Origin of the sequence: Chryseolinea serpens, from assembly GCF_900129725.1 — a bacterium.
GTDB lineage: Bacteria > Bacteroidota > Bacteroidia > Cytophagales > Cyclobacteriaceae > Chryseolinea > Chryseolinea serpens.
Map to the genome: position 1 here is coordinate 1347525 of NZ_FQWQ01000002.1, position 20237 is coordinate 1367761.

13 protein-coding genes are annotated in these 20237 nt (G+C 52.4%); 1 reads left to right on the forward strand and 12 read right to left on the reverse strand.

Annotated features, from left to right (window positions below; all coding sequences use genetic code 11):
* Positions 1–19: 19 nt before the first annotated feature.
* From BUB30_RS19610 to BUB30_RS19640, 8 genes are all read right to left on the reverse strand, one after another.
* Positions 20–958, reverse strand: a complete 939-nt coding sequence (locus tag BUB30_RS19610; RefSeq protein ID WP_073137150.1) for a sterol desaturase family protein — start codon at positions 956–958, stop codon at positions 20–22.
* Positions 959–981: 23 nt separating this feature from the next.
* The gene (locus tag BUB30_RS35215; RefSeq protein ID WP_178377153.1) at positions 982–1143 is read right to left on the reverse strand and encodes a hypothetical protein; all 162 of its coding nucleotides are present in this window, start codon (positions 1141–1143) and stop codon (positions 982–984) included.
* Between the two features lie 12 nt (positions 1144–1155).
* Positions 1156–1311, reverse strand: a complete 156-nt coding sequence (locus BUB30_RS35220; RefSeq protein WP_178377154.1) for a hypothetical protein — start codon at positions 1309–1311, stop codon at positions 1156–1158.
* A 123-nt stretch (positions 1312–1434) separates the two neighbouring features.
* Positions 1435–3051, reverse strand: coding sequence for a RagB/SusD family nutrient uptake outer membrane protein (locus BUB30_RS19615; protein ID WP_073137152.1), 1617 nt, complete (start codon positions 3049–3051; stop codon positions 1435–1437).
* A 30-nt stretch (positions 3052–3081) separates the two neighbouring features.
* Complete coding sequence (locus tag BUB30_RS19620) at positions 3082–6204, reverse strand: SusC/RagA family TonB-linked outer membrane protein (RefSeq protein ID WP_073137154.1); 3123 nt, start codon at positions 6202–6204, stop codon at positions 3082–3084.
* 35 nt (positions 6205–6239) lie between these two features.
* Positions 6240–7172 (reverse strand): hypothetical protein, encoded by a 933-nt coding sequence (locus BUB30_RS19625; protein WP_073137156.1) that lies wholly within the window; start codon positions 7170–7172, stop codon positions 6240–6242.
* A 669-nt stretch (positions 7173–7841) separates the two neighbouring features.
* Positions 7842–9677 (reverse strand): alkaline phosphatase, encoded by a 1836-nt coding sequence (locus BUB30_RS19635; protein ID WP_073137160.1) that lies wholly within the window; start codon positions 9675–9677, stop codon positions 7842–7844.
* Positions 9674–10642 (reverse strand): purple acid phosphatase family protein, encoded by a 969-nt coding sequence (locus tag BUB30_RS19640; protein WP_073137162.1) that lies wholly within the window; start codon positions 10640–10642, stop codon positions 9674–9676. Before BUB30_RS19640 ends, BUB30_RS19635 begins: the two co-directional genes overlap by 4 nt.
* Before the next feature lie 236 nt (positions 10643–10878).
* On the opposite strand from BUB30_RS19640, the gene BUB30_RS19645 reads away from it, so the two are divergent.
* Complete coding sequence (locus BUB30_RS19645) at positions 10879–11916, forward strand: alkaline phosphatase family protein (protein ID WP_073137164.1); 1038 nt, start codon at positions 10879–10881, stop codon at positions 11914–11916.
* Positions 11917–11946: 30 nt separating this feature from the next.
* On the opposite strand, the gene BUB30_RS19650 is transcribed toward BUB30_RS19645, so the two are convergent.
* The 4 genes from BUB30_RS19650 to BUB30_RS19665 form a co-directional block, all read right to left on the reverse strand.
* Complete coding sequence (locus tag BUB30_RS19650; protein WP_084138243.1) at positions 11947–13686, reverse strand: metallophosphoesterase family protein; 1740 nt, start codon at positions 13684–13686, stop codon at positions 11947–11949.
* Entirely contained in the window at positions 13683–14789 is a 1107-nt protein-coding gene (locus tag BUB30_RS19655; RefSeq protein WP_073137168.1) for a sulfatase-like hydrolase/transferase, read from the reverse strand. Before BUB30_RS19655 ends, BUB30_RS19650 begins: the two co-directional genes overlap by 4 nt.
* A gap of 86 nt (positions 14790–14875) precedes the next feature.
* Positions 14876–16402 carry a SusD/RagB family nutrient-binding outer membrane lipoprotein gene (locus tag BUB30_RS19660; protein WP_073137457.1) on the reverse strand — a complete coding sequence of 509 codons (1527 nt, stop codon included), beginning with the start codon at positions 16400–16402 and terminating at the stop codon, positions 14876–14878.
* 29 nt (positions 16403–16431) lie between these two features.
* Positions 16432–19800 (reverse strand): SusC/RagA family TonB-linked outer membrane protein, encoded by a 3369-nt coding sequence (locus BUB30_RS19665; RefSeq protein WP_073137170.1) that lies wholly within the window; start codon positions 19798–19800, stop codon positions 16432–16434.
* Positions 19801–20237 lie beyond the last annotated feature (437 nt).

The window sequence follows — 20237 nt, forward strand, 5'->3', positions numbered from 1 at the left end:
TTGGGGTGATAAGGTTGTATTAAGTCAATTTCAATTCGGAAGACACTGCAATTTTAGCGGGGGCTTCCTCCGCCGTCGCGGGAACAGCGGCATCGTCTTCTTTTACCATCGGGCCGTTGGCCGCCAGTTCGCTGCCTTCTTTTTTGGATTTCAGGATCGGCCAGAGAAACTGGGCATACCATTCCTCCTGCTGATAATGTTTGATGCCATACGCTTTGGGATACTGACGCGTGATGAGTCCCGTGCCAAAGATCACATCCCACAAGAAAAACATGTTGCCAAAATTTCCTTTGTAATGCCCGATGCCATCGTCGTTGCTGTCGGCGTGATGCGCGTGATGCGTCGCCGGTGTCGAGATGGTGCGCTCCAATACCCAAGCCACAGGGTGAAGCCATTTCTTCTCATAAAAAGGTTTATCCCAGGGAATGCTGGAGTGGGCGAGCGTAGTGATGATGGACTTGATCCCTTTCACAAATAACGCGGGATATCCCAGTCCCAGGTAAACCAATGCCGTGGTGAGATAGGTTTGCGAAAAGAACATCGTGTAGATCACATTCTGACGGCTGGCCATGGCCATCCCCATGTAGGGCGCCGAATGATGCGTGCGATGAAACCGCCACAGGAAGGGTACTTCGTGGTGCAGGCGGTGATACCAGTATTGTGTCAGGTCATCGGCCACGCAAAGAATGGCAAAGCCCCACCAGAAAGGCACCCAGCTGAAAGTATCCTTCAACCCCGGCAACGCATAGGGCAGGAACTTCAAAGCGAAATACGTTACCAACGGCCGCACGACAATACGCGGTATGGTGTAGCACACGAGGTCCAGGATCTTTTCATTGGTGTTCCAATGCTTTTTGTACAGACCGAACGAGAATTCGACTATACCCAGGATGAGCATCAACACGGGCAGTCCCCACGTGCTGAGGTTTTGAAAAATGGCTTCGATGAATTTGATCATAGGGTTGATTTAGGTTGATAGCGTTACTTTGAACCTTGAGCAGCGGGAACCGGCTTCTTCTCCCACGGCCTCTGGCCGGTGAAGTAGAACGTGAGCAACATGAGCAATACAGGCAATGCGTAGATGAAAACGCTCAACAGGACATTTCTGACGATCCGGTTGGCAATGTGTGATTCCATTTTCATAGGCGATGCGTTTTATTTTGTCGTTTGAACCGAATTTCCCTCGCGACTCTTGTTCAGCACGCTCTTCGTCAACCAAAGTCCACCAAACAGGATCAGGAAAGGAACAAGCGTTACAACGATCCCCACAAGGATCTTCCGGGCTAAAAGGGTTACATCGGAAGCAGTCATACTTTTTTTGTTTTGATGTGGCAAGATTAAGCTCCTGCTCACTCCGCCACCAACGGAGGAGCAGGATGTCGTTTTCACGACGTCTTAATCTTTATCTTCAATTTCTTTCTCAATAGTCATCGATCAATATCCAGGATTCTGATGGCCTTCCAGCTTGGGATTCAATTCGATCTCTTGTTGCGGCAGCGGATGCAGGCGATGTTTGTCCTGGGCATTCGGCTTGCCGGCGGCCTGCAGCGTCTTCACAAAGATGGAGTTGCCCCCTGCGTCTTTCTGGCGAACCAGGTCAAACCACCGTTGGTATTCGAACACCAATTCCAAACGACGATCCAGGTACAGTGAGTCGCGGAATTGATCGCGCGACAGGCCCGCGGTGAGGTCGTCCAACCCAGCCCGGTTGCGCACTTTATTAAGCGACGCATAGGCCTTCGCTGTGGGGCCGTTTAATTCGTTCTCGGCTTCCGCGTGGATCAACAACAATTCGGCATAGCGGATGATGGCCACGTTCGCAGCCGACTCACTGGTGAAGGCCGTTGTAGCGGGATCCCATGTTTTATTGAAGTAAGGAATGGAGTCGACCTTGTGACCGGAGATGGCCGGGTCGTTCAATGCACCATACTTCTTGCCATTGGTTGGACTTTTGAAGTTGGTCACGAAGGTTACGTCCCTGCGTTTGTCTTTGGAGGTGTACAATTTGAACACACTGAAAAACTTGTCTTTACCACCGGGCTTGGTAGCATCGTCTACGGTATAGAACCAGGTTTGATCGGCATAGGAACCGGCGAGACCGGGAACCTGCGTGCGTATAGACCTGGGATTTTGGTTGTTGCCTTGTGTGAGGAAGCTGGAGCTGGAACCCGACTTGAATTGTGCAGAGAAGATATGCTCAGAATTGTTCTTGAACGCCGGCAGAAAAACTTTCGAGTAGTCGGTCTGCAAGGCGTAACCGAACGTGCCTGTGCCACCTTCTGCGGGCGAGAGTGCTTTCTCTGCCGTGGTGACGGCGTCCTGGTAGTGTGCCGTGAGGTTTAGGGGCAGCGAAGCTTTGGTCAGATAAACTTTAGCCAGCAAGGCAATGGCGGCACCTTTTGTAGCACGTCCCACGTCGGGTGCGGAGTAAGAATTGGGTAGCGCGTCGGCGGCTTCCTTCAGATCCTGTTCGATCTGGTCATATACTTGTGCCGAGGGGGTGCGTTCGATCGCATAGTCCGTGGCTGTTATCCCGCTCTGTACATGCGTAATGAGCGGCACATCACCATATAGGCGAACCAGGTTGAAGTACCACAGCGCCCTTAGAAATTTGGCTTCACCGAGGAGGCGGCTTTTCAATGCCGTACCCACGGTGGTCATGGCAGGGATGTTGTCGAGCGCCAGGTTGGCCTTTTTGATGGCCGCATAATGCTGCTGCCATAACTCATAGACACGGAGGTTCGTGGAGGTGTGCAGCAGGTTAGCCATGGAACGCACGTCGGGGTTCGTGGCGCCGGGGCCAGGGAATTCATCGTCGCACTCGAAGTTGAGGCCGGTGTTGAACAAGGTGTTATACGGCGTTTGCACCGAGTTACCGCCCTGGTTCAGGAGGTAGTATACTGCCGTGACCGCATTTACAGCATCGGCTTCCGTTTTGTAAAAATTATCGGTGGTCACAAATCCTTTCGGATCTTCTTCCAGGAATTTGCCGCAGGAAGCGAGCAGCGCAACCAATCCACTGAGGGCAAAAATATATTTAAGAGATTTCATATCGTTATCTGTAGAAAGTCTGTAATGATTTTAGAAAGTCAGGCTGATGCCGCCCAGTATCGTTTTAGAGTTGGGGTACACGCCGTTGTCGATGCCGCGGTTTACGAGCGACTGGCCCGAAAAGCTCGCCTCCGGATCGTAACCGGTATAGTTCGTCCAGGTGGCAATGTTCTGCGCCGAGCCGTAGATCCGCAACCGCTGGATATGGATGCGCGATGTCCAGGTTGTCGGCAACGTATAGCCGATCGTCAAATTCTTCAACCGCAAATAGGAAGCGTCTTCAATAAAGCGATCGGAGATCGTCACGGCAGGATCCTGGTAGGCTTCCTTCACGTCGGTGTTGGTATTGGAGGGTGTATACCGGTTCAGCATTTCGGTCGATCCATTGTAATAGCCCGTGCCCAATTCCAGCGTCGCGCGGTTGTTGTTGTACAACTTGCCGCCCACGTTCGATTGAAAAAATACGGTGAGGTCGAAATCGCCAAAGGAAGTCTTATAGCTCGCCGTGTTTGTAAAACCGAAGTTGGTGCCGGGTTGATTTTTGATGAGCACGCGGTCGTACGCTTGCGTGATCACACCATCGGGTACACCGTTAGGACCGCTGATGTCCTTGTACTTCTGACCACCGGCGCTTTTATTGGCCTGGGGCGTGAGCGCGGAAGCGCCGGCTTCTTCAGCTTGAATGATGCCATCCGTCTGGTATACATAGAAGGACCCTACCGGAGCGCCTACCTGCAAGACCGAGGGTTGGCTGATGGTAGGAATGATCCGATCCACACCCGGACCAAGGCTTACAATTTTGTTGACGTTTTTGGAGAAAACGAAGATGCTGTTCCAATGAAAATTATTGGTCACTACATTTTGCGTATTCAGGGCAACTTCAATCCCTTTGTTTGACACCTCGCCGATGTTCTGGTAAACCGTCGATTGCTGGCTTGGGTTGGTGTTGGGATCGTAGTAGGACAAACCCGATGTGCCCGGAACAGCAGCATTCAGCAACAGGTCGGTAGTCTTCTTGTTGTAGGCATCGACGATCAGGTTCACGCGGTTATTGAACAAACCCAAATCAAAACCAACGTTGGTCTGGAAGGTTTTTTCCCAACCCAGGGAAGGGTTGTTTACCGATAGCGGTGCATAGCCTTGCACGGTCGTATTGGAGAAATTGTAGCGGTTGGGTGCGATCTGTCCCAGGGAAGAATACGGCGGAATGCCTTGGTTACCCGTAGTACCCACGCTGACGCGAAGTTTCAGGAAGCTGATCTGGCGGATGTCTTTCAGGAACTCCTCTTCATTCACATTCCATCCCAAAGCTGCCGAAGGGAAGTATCCCCATTTGTTTCCAGAACCGAAACGCGAAGAGCCGTCGGCACGCAAGGTAGCCGTGAGCAAATATTTTTCATTGTACACATAATTCACACGTCCCAGGAAGGAGGCCAGCTGCCAATTCACCGACGAGGAGCTTGGTGTCCGGGCACCGGTTCCGTTTTGAAGGGCGTTGTACGTGAGATCATCGAAAGCAAAGACGGCGGCAGAGGCAATTTCCCCTTGCGTCTTCGAGGCTTGTGCCGTAAACCCGGCCACGACGTTCAGGTTGTGTTTGTCGTTGAACACTTTGCTATAGGTGAGCGTGTTCTCATTCAACCAACTGGTGGTGAATTGCGACCCGATGGTAGCGATACCCCCCGTACCCACCCCCCCCGAGGGATTGCCTTCATAGGTGCTGTTGGGCAAGTACCGGTTCTGACGGTTGTACACAATATCCGTTCCCAACAACACTTTCAGCGCCAGGCCATCGATGAGTTTGTATTCCCCCGCCACGTTGGCCAGCAAACGCGACGTACGCGACTCGTTGACCTGGTTCAGCAGCGAGTTGATCGGATTCTGCAGCGGCGAATCCGTGGAAGTATTCTTCACGAAGTTGCCCAGCGTATCATAAACCGGGATGGCCGGTGAGGTCAGGAGCAGGTTGGGCACGATGGCGTTGGGGGCAATCTTCCCCAGCGTTTGCGCCGCGGTGACATAGGACGTGATCCTGAATTTTTCGTTAACCTCATGATCGATGCTAAACCGCATAGCGTAGCGTTTGAATCCCGTGTTTTTCAACACGCCATCCTGGTTGAAGTAGTTGCCGGAAATGGCCAGTGCCGTGCGCTCGGAACCGGTGTAGATGGAAAGGCTGTGACTTTGCACGGCGGCTTGCGTGAAGGCTGCCTTCTGCCAGTCGGTTCCTTCACCAATCGTGTCGTATTTGAATGCTCCCGCGGCCGGAAGCGTAGGGGCTTTTCCGTTGGGTGTATTGACATACGCCTCCTTGCGCAACTCCCACCATTGACGGGCATTCAACACCGGCACCGTGCGGATCACATCCTGCACACCGTAATACCCATCATACACGATGGACGAGCGATCGGTCTTGCTTCCTTTTTTGGTCGTGACCATGATCACACCGTTGGCGCCGCGCGAACCATAGATGGCCGTGGCCGAAGCATCCTTCAACACTTCGATGTCGGCAATATCATTGGGGGTTAAAAAAGACAGCGGGTTCAGTTTGGGTCCGTCCACCACACCGGCGTCGGTGACACTGTAATCGTTGTTAATGGGGAAACCATCGATGACATACAAAGGATCGGATGCCGCGGTGATGGAGTTGTTGCCACGCACCTGCACGCTAACACCCCCGCCAGGCTGACCGGTGGTTTGGGTTACGGTGACCCCGGCAGTGGCGCCCTGCAGTAAACGCTCAGGCGAACTCACCGGCTGTGCTTTCAATTCCACGGGAACAGAAGCGACCGAGCCGGTAATGTCCTTGCGTCTCAACTCACCGTAGCCGACCACCACCACTTCGTCCAGCACGTTGTCGATCTTCAGCGTCACGTCCAATGGTTCTTCGGGCAATTCATAGATGTCGACATCTTGCGCTTTGTAGCCGACAAGATTCACGGTGAGCGTAAAGGGAAATTGTTTGCCGGCCTTCAACGAAAACTCGCCGTTGGCATCGGCCAGAACCGAATTGGTGGTGCCTTTGATATAGACCGACGAACCTGGCAGCGGACCACCATCTTCATCTTTCACACTTCCTTTAATGACTTCCTGGGCCAGGGCCGACCCAAGCGATAGCAACACGAACGATGTCGCCAGTAAAATTCTCTTCATAAAAATGGATTATTGGGGATGGTTGTTTGATTACATTAATTGATGGCGACACCGTCGAACTTCTCTTTGCTGGGCAAAAAGCGCTTGGGCTCCGGTTTCAGGAAACCAAAATCGTGCAGGGTATCCTGGCTATTGTCGAGCACCCACTTGAGAAACTTCAAGGCTTCAGGATTGGCCCCGTTTTTCGCGATAGACAAATGCAGGTATTCTACCGGGATATTCTTGGGCGCTTCGTCTTCCACTTTTTGCAACACCACGTCCAGGTTATCGTAGAATTTCTCATTGTCTGAAACACGGCCGTTGTTGTCGGCGTCAACCGGCAAGATGACAAGGCCTTCGAGCGGTTTACGTGTTTTCACGTCGTACAGCAATCCGGGCACGCCATAGGACACTCCCGTAGAATCCTTTAGCAATGACTTGATCAGGTGCTCGTCGGCGCCGGCAATGGCGCGTCCCTTGATGTTGGCTTGCTGATAGCCGAAATAGTGCGCAAAGGTGATGGGCGCGCCGGCTTTTTGGAGACGTGTATACAAGGTGTATGACGCCGGATCCAGTTTGTCGTCCTTGCGGCTGGCGGTCACATCGTTGAAATAGGTTTGGATGATCTTGTCCTTGGTGAGGCCTTTGTCGGCGTAGGTTTTGGCAAAGCTCGATTTTGCGTTGGCCACGGGCAGCAGGGAATAACGCGCCAGGTAAACGAAGTCGCGGCTTTCCTTTATTTTATCGTCGGGCTCATAGGCTTCGATCAGCAGATCGTATTGAGTTGGGTCGGTCACGGTGCGGGGTTCGATCTTGATGTCCGCATCGGGGTTCGCCACTTTGTAGGCCTCGATCCATTTTTCAACCAACGGATAGGCAAAGCGCACACCCGTGATCACGATCTTCCTGGAGGAAGCCTCTTGTGCAAAAAGACTGCTGGCGCCCAGCAATACGAAATAGAGAATGAGTACAGAAATAAAAGATTTCATTGGTGGAGTGTTTTTAATGATTTGTGAAATTGGCGGCGACGGAATGCACCCACGCGTAATGAAATACCACCAAGTCTCTCGTTAAGACGGGTGCATCCGAAGCCAGGTATGTATGATGATTAAGTGTCGCCCATCCGAAAACGGATGGCACGCGCGGTATAGGCGTTATACCTCAGAGAAAATCAACAGCAACAACAACAGCTGCCGCTGGTTCCGGTATGGAGTGATGGAAAGCATGGAAACGCCCTACGTGTTTTCATCGCAGTGATCTTATAGTCCCGTAAAAAAAAATGTTACCTCAGGATGTCATGGCATGTTCTTGGTGGGGACATTGCCGGAAGATCGTCGAGCTCCTGTTCTCTCCCTTCGCTTCTATAAAATCAATCTGGTGGGAATTGATTACGGACAAATCAATGTTGGTGGGCGTTGAATTGTCTACTTATTCTATAGACAAAGAAATATTAAATAATATTGAAAACCAAAATATCCCAAAAAAAATTTGAGCACCCCCTTCCGCAAACGATTCAAAAACACGGAATGGGCCTCAAAGAGCCCGAAATAAAAAAAGACGCAAAGCTCTCTACAAGAACTTTGCGTCTCCTTTGAGTCTCACGCGCTCGCCGAAATTTTAGCGAAGGTGAGACGGTTCAAGAAAAATCGCGCAAGCCGCTATCGCAACGACAACAACTTCTCGATCTTTTTACTGATCTCCGTATTCTGATAAACTCCCCGGAACATCTCCGCACCCGGTCCATAAGAAAACACCGGCACGGCGATCCCTGTGTGATCATTCGTGCTAAAATTCCCCAGCACGGCCCCCTCCGAAATATTACCATCCAACAATGACAGCCCGCCCGTCTCGTGATCGGCCGTGATGATGAGCAAGGTCTCATTATTCTGATCCACAAACTTCATTGCCTCACCCACCGCCTGGTCCAGGTCGAGCACTTCCCTGACCACATACTCCATATTATTATCATGACCACCCCAATCGATCTGGGCCCCTTCGCTCATCATAAAAAAAGGCTGCCGCTGCCCCGAAAGGTGCGCCAGGCTCTTCGTCAGCGACCGCGAAACAAAATCCTTACGCCCCTTGATCTTCGACACCACCGCAGCATCTTCCAGGATGACAAAGCGATTTGATTTCACCGTATCGATCGACGAAAACGACGTGCTCACCACATAGTTTTTCGACGCCAGCGTGGTCAACAGGTTTTGATTGTCCTTGCGGCTTTGGAATGCTTTTTCCCCGCCTCCCACGAGAATATCAACATTACTCGATGTAAAATCTTGCGCGATGGCTTCGCTTTTGCTGCGTTCGTCTTGATGGGCATAGAAAGAAGCGGGCGTGGCATCGGTGATGTCGCCATCGGAGATGATGGCCACGTTGAAATTGTTGCGCTTACATTTTTCAGCAAGGGTGGTCAGGCTCGCGCCTTTGGGATCCACGCCGATGTAGCGGTTGTTGGTCTTGGTGCCGGTAGCCATTGCCGTAGCCCCGGCAGCAGAATCAGTGATGTAGTTGTCCGCCGACGTGGTCACGGAGAAGCCGATGTCGGTGAGCTGAAAAATGTTGAGCTGCCCATGATTGCCCGTATAGCCGCTGTACCATTGGGCCAGACCCGTGCCGTCGCCAATGATGAGGATGACATTCTTCGGTGTTTTCTTCCAACGCTTCACGTTATATTGAGGCGTATACACCGTGTGCACTTCGGCGTTGCGAAAAGAATTCTTCGGGAAACGGATCAGGAAATCCGAAACTTCCTGGGCATGGTCCGTATTGATGACATCGATCTTCAAGTCCATAAATTTGATCCAGGCGTTCACAAAATCGGGTGTGCCCCAAAAGCGCATGGGTTTTCCTTTGCTGTGCGCGTCCTTGATCACCACATTCAGTTGGTCGCGCTCCGGTTGTACGATCACTCCTTTTCCGTTCCATTTACTATACGATCCAAAACTCGCGCTCACCAACGCTACACGACGCAGTTGTTCGTCGGTGTAGGCGACGCCGGGTCGGCCATCGAAGTGAATAAATTCGGGATAGCGCGACCACAACTGCGGTGCGGGCATATCGCCACTCACGGTGATGCGCAACGTGGGGCAAGCCGTCAGGGAAGGATATTTTTTCAGACTATTGACCAAGGCATCCAAGGTGGCTGCACCTTCCGTCTTCAGATCGATCATCAACGTTAACGGTTTCCCTGCGTCGGCATAGGCATTGCCTTTATTACGAGCTATTTTATCCTGCAAGGGACGCAGGTAGAGCGTTTGCAGGGTCTTGCTGGTGTCTTGCTCCGCAGCTTCGTGCGCCACGAGTAGTTTGCCGTTGTTCAGAAACACATCGGCCTCTATAAATCCTACCTGGCGGTCATAGGCCGCAAAAAAAGGAACAGGGTTCTTGTAGTCGTTGTGTGAAAAAATGGATGATGAATTAAATTCTTGTGCCGATGCGCTCACGGCAGCAAAACTTATCGCGCAGATGCTCAGTAATTTTCTTGTTGTCATTTTACCAATTGAGTTGTGTATAGAAGAGTTCCTTTGTAGTCGATCACCTGCACCAGGAATTTCTCGCGGGTGAGCGAAACCAGCATAAAGCCATATTCCGATTTAGAGAACTTGCTGATGGGCAGCATGCGCGCCGGTGTATGTTCCGAGGCGGCGCCCGAAACAAAATGGTTCAGTCCGTTGGTTGCCACCATGTGTTGCAGGCTATGCTCGTGCCCTGCCAGGTAGGCGTCTACTTTATATTTTGAAAAAACAGGTTCCAGCATCCGGCGGATGGCGCGGGTGTCGTTGCCCTCGGTGCGACTGCCGCCGGTGTACATGGGATGATGTCCCACCACAAACTTCCATTTCACATTCGGCGATGCCTTGGCCAGCGTTTGCTCGATCCACTTCACCTGCGCCGTGCTGTCCTGGTCGTGCACCTTGTGGCCATCACCCTTATAGTAGCCTTTGATCAACGGCGTGGTGTCAATAAAAACAAAAAGCGCTTGCTGCGTGGTGTCGCCGCCAAGATTGAACACCTCGGTGTAATAGCGCGCGGGCATGCGCCACCGGCGGCTGATCTTTGAATAGGCCACCTGTGCGTCCGGGTTGGAACCATAGTCGTGGTTGCCCAACACGGGATGCCAATCGCGTTGCAGCGAAAAGGCTGTATAAATTTCCTCAAAGGAATACCTCCACAACGGGTCAAATTCGCTGGCGACACCTTCCGGATAAAAATTGTCACCCGTGGTAATGACAAAATCCACATCGGCGGTTTCGGCGGTCTTGCCCATTTGTGTGGCCACTTCTTTCTGGTGATCGGCCCCCACGCGCCCCCAGTCGCCCATCAGAATAAAATTGAGCGCCTGCGGGTTTACCTGGACTTGGCTGGTGGTTGCCTTGCCGGTTTGGGCCGGCAGGGAAAAGATCACGAGCATCGCCGCGACCAACAGGGTGATCGGCTTTATGTATACGTTTTTCATGTTAAGAATATGTTCCCTTAAAAGTAATCATCCACGCCCTACGGATTGTCAACCGTAGATGAAGTTTTACAAAATTCAAAATTTCATATCCGGAAGGTAGCCGGACATGTCGGACGCGCCATCGATCGCGTCAACAACCGGGCAAACTTATCCGTTAAATACTTCACCACCATCCCTGACACAAAACCATAACACACCCGTAACGATAAGAATATTTCATCACCCGATCTTTGCACATGCGAATACTTGTTACTTTTATTCTTTGCCAGATCGCCTTCGTCGCCGCCGCCCAGCAGCGCAAAACCGAAAATCTGATCGTGATCACCCTCGATGGTTTCCGGTGGCAGGAAGTATTTGCCGGCGCCGATTCCGCCTTGCTTTTCAACACCCGATATAGCAACCCTGATTTCAATACGACGACATTCTGGGACGATTCCCCTGAAGAACGGCGGGAGAAATTAATGCCTTTCCTCTGGGAGGTACTGGCCAACCAAGGCCAGCTTTATGGCAACCGCGCGTTCCACAATCGTGTGATTTGCGCCAATCCCTACTGGGCTTCCTATCCCGGCTACAGCGAACTGTTCACCGGCTTTGTGGACAAGTCGCTGATGTCTAACAAGAAAAAAGAAAACCCGAACGGCAACATTCTGGAAGCCGTACAGGCCCGGCCGGACTTTCGTGATCGGGTGGGCGTTTTTTCAACGTGGGATGCGGTGCCGTATATTTTGCGCGCAAAGCGAAACCACATCACCACAAATCCACCCCACGATCATTCCCACACCACGGCGTTCACACGCGACAGCATCACGTTCGCCCAGGCCTTCGACTATCTGAAACGTGACCATCCCAAAGTGCTCTACATCAGCTTCGACGCAACGGACGCGTTTGCCCATGGCGGACACTATGATCAATACCTACAGGCGGCGCACCGCATAGACCGCATGATCGCTGCCCTCTGGACCTGGACCCGGTCGCAGGAAGATTACCGGGAGAAAACATCGTTGCTCATCACCACCGACCACGGTCGTGGAAGAAGTTCACGTTCATCCTGGGTCAGACATGGCACCTTTACTCCAGGTTCCGGACAGACATGGTTCGCACTGATGGGGCCGGACACGCCGCCACTGGGAGAGATCAGGACCGAAACACGCCACTACCAAAAGCAACTGGCGCAAACCATGGCCAACATTCTTGGTGTTGACTTCTCGCCGGCACACCGGGTAGCACCCGCCGTTGCAGGAACGGTTGTGTATCCGGTATATACAGGAAGGTAAAATTGTCTTCGTCATGGTGCTCTGCAGCCTCTACTTGGTTCGCTGAAAGCTATCCACCACTTTTTTCGAAATATCGATCGCCTCAAAACGCAACGAGCTTCCCGCAATATAAAACCTTCCCATATGGTGCACCTTCAGCACCGTATCCATCTGCGGCGTGGCGGAAGACTCTGCAGGCTCCAGCGAACCACCCGCGCCTCCCACAATCAAAAACGTAGTTTGCTGACGACCATACATTTTTGTGAGACGCTCGTAGTCGTGTGTGTGACCGGCGACGACAAAATCAATGGCCGAAGATTCGATGAACGGTTCGAGTAACTGCCGGATCGTTTCATCGCCCTCGTATCCAGCCCAACCCTGCGAGTAGGGTGGTTGATGAAGAAAAACAAAATGCCATGTGGCGGTCTTCCACATATCGGATTCCAGTTGTTCACGAAACCACTGGTATTGCCGGGACGAAGCCGGCACGTCTATCGGGAATCGCTCGTTTGGATCCAGCGCAATAAAGGCACACGGGCCATAGCGCCAACTGAAATAATTTTGTGGTGTGTGGGGAAGATAATGTTTGTATTGTTCGGGTTGCAGGTCGTCGTAGTAGCCATCATAGTCGTGATTGCCGGGCACCAGGAAATAAGGCCTTTCGGCTGACGACGCGCCGAGCACGTTGAAAAACATCCGCCACTCTTCCGACGTCGCCCCGTTGCTCACAAGGTCGCCCACCCCAACCCCAAAGGCATCGCCGTAGCCGGAGAGATTGCTCACATTTTGTTGAAAATTTTCGATACCCGATTGGCTATCGGCCCAAACATTAAAGCTGAACGGGCGATCAGCAGATGGTGTACGGAAAGTAAAAAGAGGGGATTGCGTCTTGCCGGATGTCAAGGTGTAGGAATAGGCCGTGTCGGGCAACAGGTTCTCAAGGACAAAGGATACTTTCTTTCCTTTTTGAATCATGGGCCCCTGCCAACGATCGCCTTTCAATTGCAGGCGCAACTCCACCGGCAAATCACCGTCCAATTCCAACGATACGGTCATACGCTTCGCGTCGTTCCATTGCAGCCAGGGGCCGGTGAAATAAGGATACGGTTTTAAGATCGCTTCGGCCGCGGCCCATGAGGCATCGTCATTTTGGAGGATAGCTGTTTCCATTTTTTCAGACACGCCCTCCACCGGCTCGGCCAGCAGCCGCACTTTTTCCATCAAACGCTTCCGGCGAATGTGCAGCGCAGACTGTTCATTGAATAGTTTGTATTGTTCGCTTGTGGAAAACGATACGTGGCGCAACCCGCCGGCCATGGCGTTGTTCAACACGCGGATGGTAATGGCCAGATGGCCCACGGTGTCGACTGGAAAATCGTTGTTGTGCAGCCGCGGTATGAGCTTCCCATTAATATAGAGTTGCGCCCCGTCGTCTGCGCGAATGGTGAGGACACCGGGTGCGCTCAGATCGATCGCCTTCGCGTACCACATCGGCGTGTTGGGCAACGTCAGACGGTGCGGAAGATTGACACCAACACCGTCCACTTTTTTGCAATCGGTTTGCAAGCCTTCCTTTGGTTCGCCCTGCAGGTAGACCCATCCGCTGTCGAATGTGGCGGTTGCCGGCAATGACGGAGCATCCAATTTCTCAAACGCCGCGACAAGCTGCTGTCGTCTCACATCGTCGTCGGGTGCGAACAGCGTATGGTATGGTTTATAGGTTGCTGTAACATTCTCGTGTCCACCGCACGCCATCATCACTACGGCCGAAAGAAAAATCAGTCTTCTCATTTGGCGGGAAGCGCAGGCGTTATGGCCTCGCCGGGTTTCTTTTCATTTTCATAGACCACACCCAAAAGCGTTGCGGCGGTTTTGGCGACCTGGTTTTGATAGTATTGTCCTGCCTCTTTCATTTCCCCTTTCGCGGGCGTGTCGGGGCCCAACACGGCGAACCATATCTGATCCGATCCGCCCACTTTTGTTCCATGACTGCGCCAATTGTCCAAGGGCTCCGTGCCGCGTCCATGATCGGTGGTGATGATCAGGGTGGTCTTGTCCTTGTACGCGGGTTGCGATTGAAGTTCGTTCCAAAGCTCCTCTATAAATTTATCGGTTTGATGAGCCGACGTGAGGTAAGCATCATATTTGCCGCCATGGGCAAAGTCATCGGTTTCGCCAAACGAGATGAACACGACGCGCGGTTTCTGTTTGGCGATATATTCCAGGGCGTAGTGATGCGTGAAGCCGTCCATCCTAACCTCACTCCAGGGCCGCGGTAATTCCGTTTGCAACACGTTCAAAAATTTCTCGCGCTCAGAAAGATTTGTCCCGGTAGCCGGCGCATAACCCGCATTCACCGGAATGCCGCTTCGCTTTTCATGGATGATAAAAGGAAACACATCCCACGAGCCAAAGGCCGCTACTTTCCCTTTGAACGCCGGCTGCTTGTTCAAAAACTCCAGTACCGTGACGTTGGGATTTTCCAGTTTGTCGTTGCTGTGAATACGGGCGTCATCTGAAAAGCCGCAGAGGATCTCGTTATATCCCGGGTAAGAAAACCACATGCCATTGGAACAGTTCACCTGGTTGCCGTATTCCCGGTTGCCATACAACTGCCCCTTTTTCGCAATCACCGACCAGAAAAAAGGCATTAATCGCTGGCGGCGCTCCACCACCGTTTCTGCCCAGAAATTTTTCCGCAATGCCGCGGTGTCCTCCACATATTTTTTTTCGCCCATCAACGCTTTGTCCGCGCCCTGAAATAATTCCTGCCAGCGATAGCCATCGAACGTGATGATAAAAACATTTTCCGTTTTCATTTTTTTCTGTGCCGTGCTGATCATAGCGGGCAACAAAAGCAGTATGACGATAGGGTATCTCAAAAGTTTGGTCATAGGATAAAGTTACGGTTCGTATAAAGAAAAAAAGGGAGAAAGCGACACGGATGTTCGCGATCTCCCTTGCTCTAACTAATTACACATCAGTTTGCATCCCACCACACACGGGTGTTCAGGTTGTCGGGTCCTTGGCGTGTCACCGCGATCTCGCGACTGGCAGCGTTTAGCGACTGCTCCGCCAACGGATAGATATAACGGACCGGAATCTTATTGTTGTTCAGGTTGCTCGCCCCGGGAACCAACATGGGAAGATTTGTTCTTCGCCAATCGAACCATGCTTCGAGTCCATTGAATACAAGGGCGATCCATTTTTGCGTGCCGATCTTCGCGAGTTTTTCGGCTTGCGATCCGGTGTAGGCAACACCATCCTGGGTGAAATAGTCTGCGGGTAAGGTGAGGTCTATTCCATATTCAGCCGGGGTGATCCGCTTGTAGTAATCCATGTTGGCTTCAATGCCCTTCGTATAAAATGTTTCGGCATCGCCGGTGGAGATGAGGTTTTTCTCGCGGGCTTCTGCTAAGATAAATTGCAATTCAGCATAGGTCATCAACAATCCACGAGAGGCATTGGCAACGGGGGCCGGTTTGCCTGCATCGTTGCACACCAGGCAGGCGAAGACAAGACCCACCCGCGAAACCGCCAGTGGACCGCCATTATAACTCAGCGCCTGTGTGTCTTCCAGTCCGTTGGGGATCCCTTCGATCGTCGGCGTACCGGCAGCGACCGACTTTTCCGTGGGGCGTGCAAATACTTTCAACCGTGGATCGTTTAGGTTGGTCAGTACATCGCCGAGGGTTTTGCTCAGCCTGAATTCATCGAACGACCCAACCCGTGACGTGTACAACGGCCATTGATTGGGCGAGCTCGCCAGGTAGACCAGCGCGGCATTGTCGTCGTTGCTTTCAAAGATGGGGAAGGTTGACGGGTTGTCGAGGATGGCCTGCATTTCGGCCTTCACATCTTTTTTATCGGAGATGCGCATGAGGTAACGCAGGCGGAGCGAATTGGCCAGCTTTTTCCATTTGGCGAGTGAACCTCCAAACAACAGATCGCCGCCCACCGCTTCGTTGCTGGTACCCAGGATCTCGTTCGCTTTTTTCAAATCCGCCAGGATGCCGGCATAGATCGATTCTTGCGTGTCATAGTCGGTGAGATACACGCCATCGGATTTTGCCTGTATGGCCTGCGAATAGGGAATGTCTCCATGCGCGTCCGTGGCCAGGGAGAACATCCACGATTTCATGACCAGCGCCACGCCAAGGTAATTGTTTTGAACCGGCTCGGTATTCTCCGCGATGTCGATGATGTTCTTCACATTGCGCATGTTCCCAAAGACGCTGTTCCAAACGCTGGTACGCTCACCCCACAGGTAGCGGTCCTCGTTTACAAACTGGATCTTGGCCGTGTGTTGCACCACAATATTGCCGATGCTCCACGCCTCGTTCACCTGGTCATTCAAGGTATTCTTGATCACACCCGACAACAACAGATCGGGGGTTACCACGGTGGGTACGTTGGGATTGGTGTTGACATCTTCAAAGTCTTTATCGCAGGCTCCTGCCACCAGCACCGCGGCAAAAAGCAAAGTGATCTTTCTTATATTTTTCATAGTGATGATCATTAAGGTTGTTCGGCAAATTAGAATTTGAGACTCACGTTAAAACCGTAGCTTCTGGACGACGGGATGGACATGTATTCGATACCGGGCAGCGCCGTACCACCCGAATACGACATCACCTCCGGATCGATGTGCGGCACATCGGTCCACAACGCGAGATTTCTTCCCACCAGGGCAACGCTCACGCTGCGGAAAGGAACCTTACCAAAAAACTTGTCCGGGAAAGTGTAGCCGATCTGCACCTCGCGGAGCTTCACGAAGGACGCATCATACATCACCCCTTCGGCAATGCTTCTGCCACCGGTCCAAGCCGAGTGCCACTGGCGCGGCAACACGCGATGATCGTTGACACGGAACGAGCCGTCAGCATTTTGGTTGACGCCTTCGCCCACCACATAGGTGCCTGCCGGCGCGTTCAAAAGCTGAGGATCGTTTTGTACAGAGGCTTGCGGATAGTAGCCGTTCTCGCGGCCCTGCAAAGTTTCCATGATGATACCGCCTTCACGTCCCACCGTTTGTGTTTCGGAATATACCTTACCACCATGACGGACGTCGAACAGGAAGCCGAGCTTCACGCCTTTGAAAGTCAGGGTGTTGTTGATACCGGCCATCCAGTCAGGATTGTAATTTCCGAGATTGATGCGATCGGTCGTGGCGATCGGACGGCCTTGGCCATCGTATACCATTTGTCCGGTGTATTGACCCGATGCGTCATAGTAAGGCTTCGTTGGGTCCGTGTTCTGCACGCGGGCAAAACCGATACCATACATCTCACCCATGCGCTCACCCACACGTGCCTCGATGCTTACGCGGCGGCTGGCCATCACGAAATTATTGAGACCATCGGACAAGGATAATACTTCACTCCTGTTCTTGGAGAAATTGACATCAAAGTTCCAGCGCAATCCCCACGTCGTTTGGATCGGTACGGTGGTCAACATGACCTCGATCCCATGATTCTTGATCTCACCGGCGTTGATGGACCGGCTGTTGTAGCCCGTGGTGATGGAAAGCGGTATGTTGAGGATCTGGTTGCGCGTACGGGATTCGTACATCGTAACGTCCACCCCAAGTCTATTGCCAAAGAAACGCAGGTCAAGTCCACCTTCATAGGCGGTGCTGATCTCCGGCTTCAGGCTGAAGTTTGCCAGGCGGTCGTTCTCACCGTATACTTGCGCGGAGCCATACGGATCGCTGGGGTTATACGATTGTGTGAACGTGAACGGATCGGTATCGTTACCCACCTGGGCAATGCTGGCCCGCACTTTAGCAAACGATATGGCTTCCGGCAGTTGCACCATATCCGTCACCACTGCACTGAGGGCGGCAGACGAGTAAAAATAACTGTTGTCTTCTGTGCCGATGCCCAGGTTCTTCAGTTCCTGGGGCAACGTCAGCGCACTGGACCAGTCGTTCCGCGCAGAAAGATCGAGGAACAACATATTCTTGTAGCCCAATTGCACGGAAGTATACAAACTGTTCACGCGTTTCTTGGTGTCGGTCTGCGTGGTCTGCAGCGGGGCGCGCGAGTTGGTGAGGTTGTAAATGCCGGGAATGTTCAGCTGAGGCGCATTGACTTCGAGAAAGTCCGACTTCTGACGCAATTGGTTCCCGCCCACCGATGCGGTGAGGGTGAACACAGAAGAAATGATCTCCTTGTTGAACGTCAACAAGAAATCCGAATTCCGCTCTTCCGTGACAATATTGTTTTCGCGGTATTGTCCAAACGGAAAACGTTGTGTGCTGAAGGCGCGACGGAACTGGCGGCGGTCGTTAGCATAGTCGGTGGCGGTACGCACTTGCAGGCTGAGCCAGGGTGCGAAGTCGTATTTCAAACTCAGGTTCCCGATGATGCGATCCACCGACTGGCCGTTGGTGTTCTCATACATCGTGAAGTAGGGATTGTCGTGATAGTTGTAGTTCCAGTTAAATTGGCGACGGCCTTCCTGGCCATCCATCCAATAGTCTTTCAACGCGCCTACGTCGACGGAGCGAGGCAACCAGCAGTTGAAGAGATACATGATGTTCTCCGTGCCATAGCTGATGGAAGGGCGGTTGCCGCTCTCACTTTTGATATAGCTCACGAACGCACGGGCCGAAAATTTCGACGTCAAATTATAACCACCGCCAAACGATACGGTATTGCGCTTCAGGTCGGTGTTGGGCACGGTGCCCGTTTCGTTCAGGCCGGTGTACGAAAGACGAAAGTCGCCGTGGGCATTGCTGCCGACCAGGGCCACGTTGTTGGTGAGGGTTCTTCCCGTTTGAAAAAAGTTCTTCACGCCATCCTTGTCGTTCAGCCAGGTGGTTGGCGTGATGACACTGCCCGCGGGTGCATTCATGTCGCCACCGCGATATGGAATGGGCTGGCCATTGAGGGTCCGGGGTGAGTTGAATTGCGGATATTGCTGGCCATTAAATGCGGGGCCCCAGCTTTCGTCGGTGCCGTCCGTGAGGCCGGCGCCACCGCCGTTCACAAATGCGAAGTCGCCGCCGTTACCATTGCCTTGTCCATACACATTTTGATATTTCGGCAAACGAAGAACCGATTCGAACGTGGTGTTGGAATTCACCTCCACGCCGATGCCCTTCGTGCCTTTGCCGGATTTGGTCTTGATCACAATCACACCGTTGGCCGCACGGGAGCCATACAACGCCGTGGCCGCGCCGCCTTTAAGCACGGTCATCGACTCGATGTCGTCGGAATTGACAAAGCCTGCACCATTGCCAAAATCTACTTCCAGGTTGTTTCTGCCCGAAGCGCCGGTGAAGCCGTTGCTGATGGGAACGCCATCCACCACATAGAGCGGCTGGTTCTTATTGAGGTCTATGGAACGCTCGCCACGAATGGTCACGCGGGCGGATCCACCGATTCCGGAATTGCTGCCCACCACCGTAACACCGGCAATTTTTCCTGCCAGCTGATTCGACACGTTTGTCTCGCGCGCTGTGGTGAGGTTTTCACCGCTCACGCTTTGCACGGCATAGCCCAGACTTTTCTTTTCTTTCTGGATACCCAAGGCGGTGACCACCACTTCCGAGAGTTGTTTGGTGTCAGTGGCCAAGGCAATGTCCACCGTCGTTCGGCCCGCGAGCGACGCTTCTTGGGGGAGGTAACCCACAAACGTAAAGATCAGTGTAGCTTCTGCGGAGGGAACGTTGATGGTGTAGGCACCGTCGGCGTCGGAGATGGTACCCAGCGTGGAACCTTTCACCACAATGTTCACACCGGGAATCGGCGAGGCATCTTCGCCAGAGGTGACCTTGCCAGACACCGTTACCTGCGCCATCGCAGTAACGGAAACAAGGAGCAGCAGTACGGCTGCGAGCGCGGCACGAAATGCCGGATAGGCCAAAGAGTGTTTAATTCTTTGTAGAGTCCTGTTCATATATTCGGGGGGTTAGTTAACTTCTTTAACCAACGTTGAAAATCTCTTCCTCAAATCTGCTCCCCCACATGACGGTCAACACGCTACAGATAATCAAAACATCACTACAGATTCTCAACGCTGGGCAAAGGTTACCATTCGGCGTCACCCTATGTTTAGAGGTGCGTTACCTCTCTATTAAAAAATGAAACAGAAAATGAAAATTCAATGAAGGTTTTGTCCAAGCGTCGGGATAGAATAACGCTATCGCTTGTCGTGCAAGGAGATAGGGTCATCATATTAATTTAACGCGTTGTAACTTCTTTTCCGGAGGCCTCCGTTGGCGCATTTTCCACGTTCACTATATATATACATTGTTTATTCCTTGTATACACGTGATAAGGCGCCCATTTGCACCATGAGGCCCGTTTTTCCCATAGCCGAGATGACCGATGCAA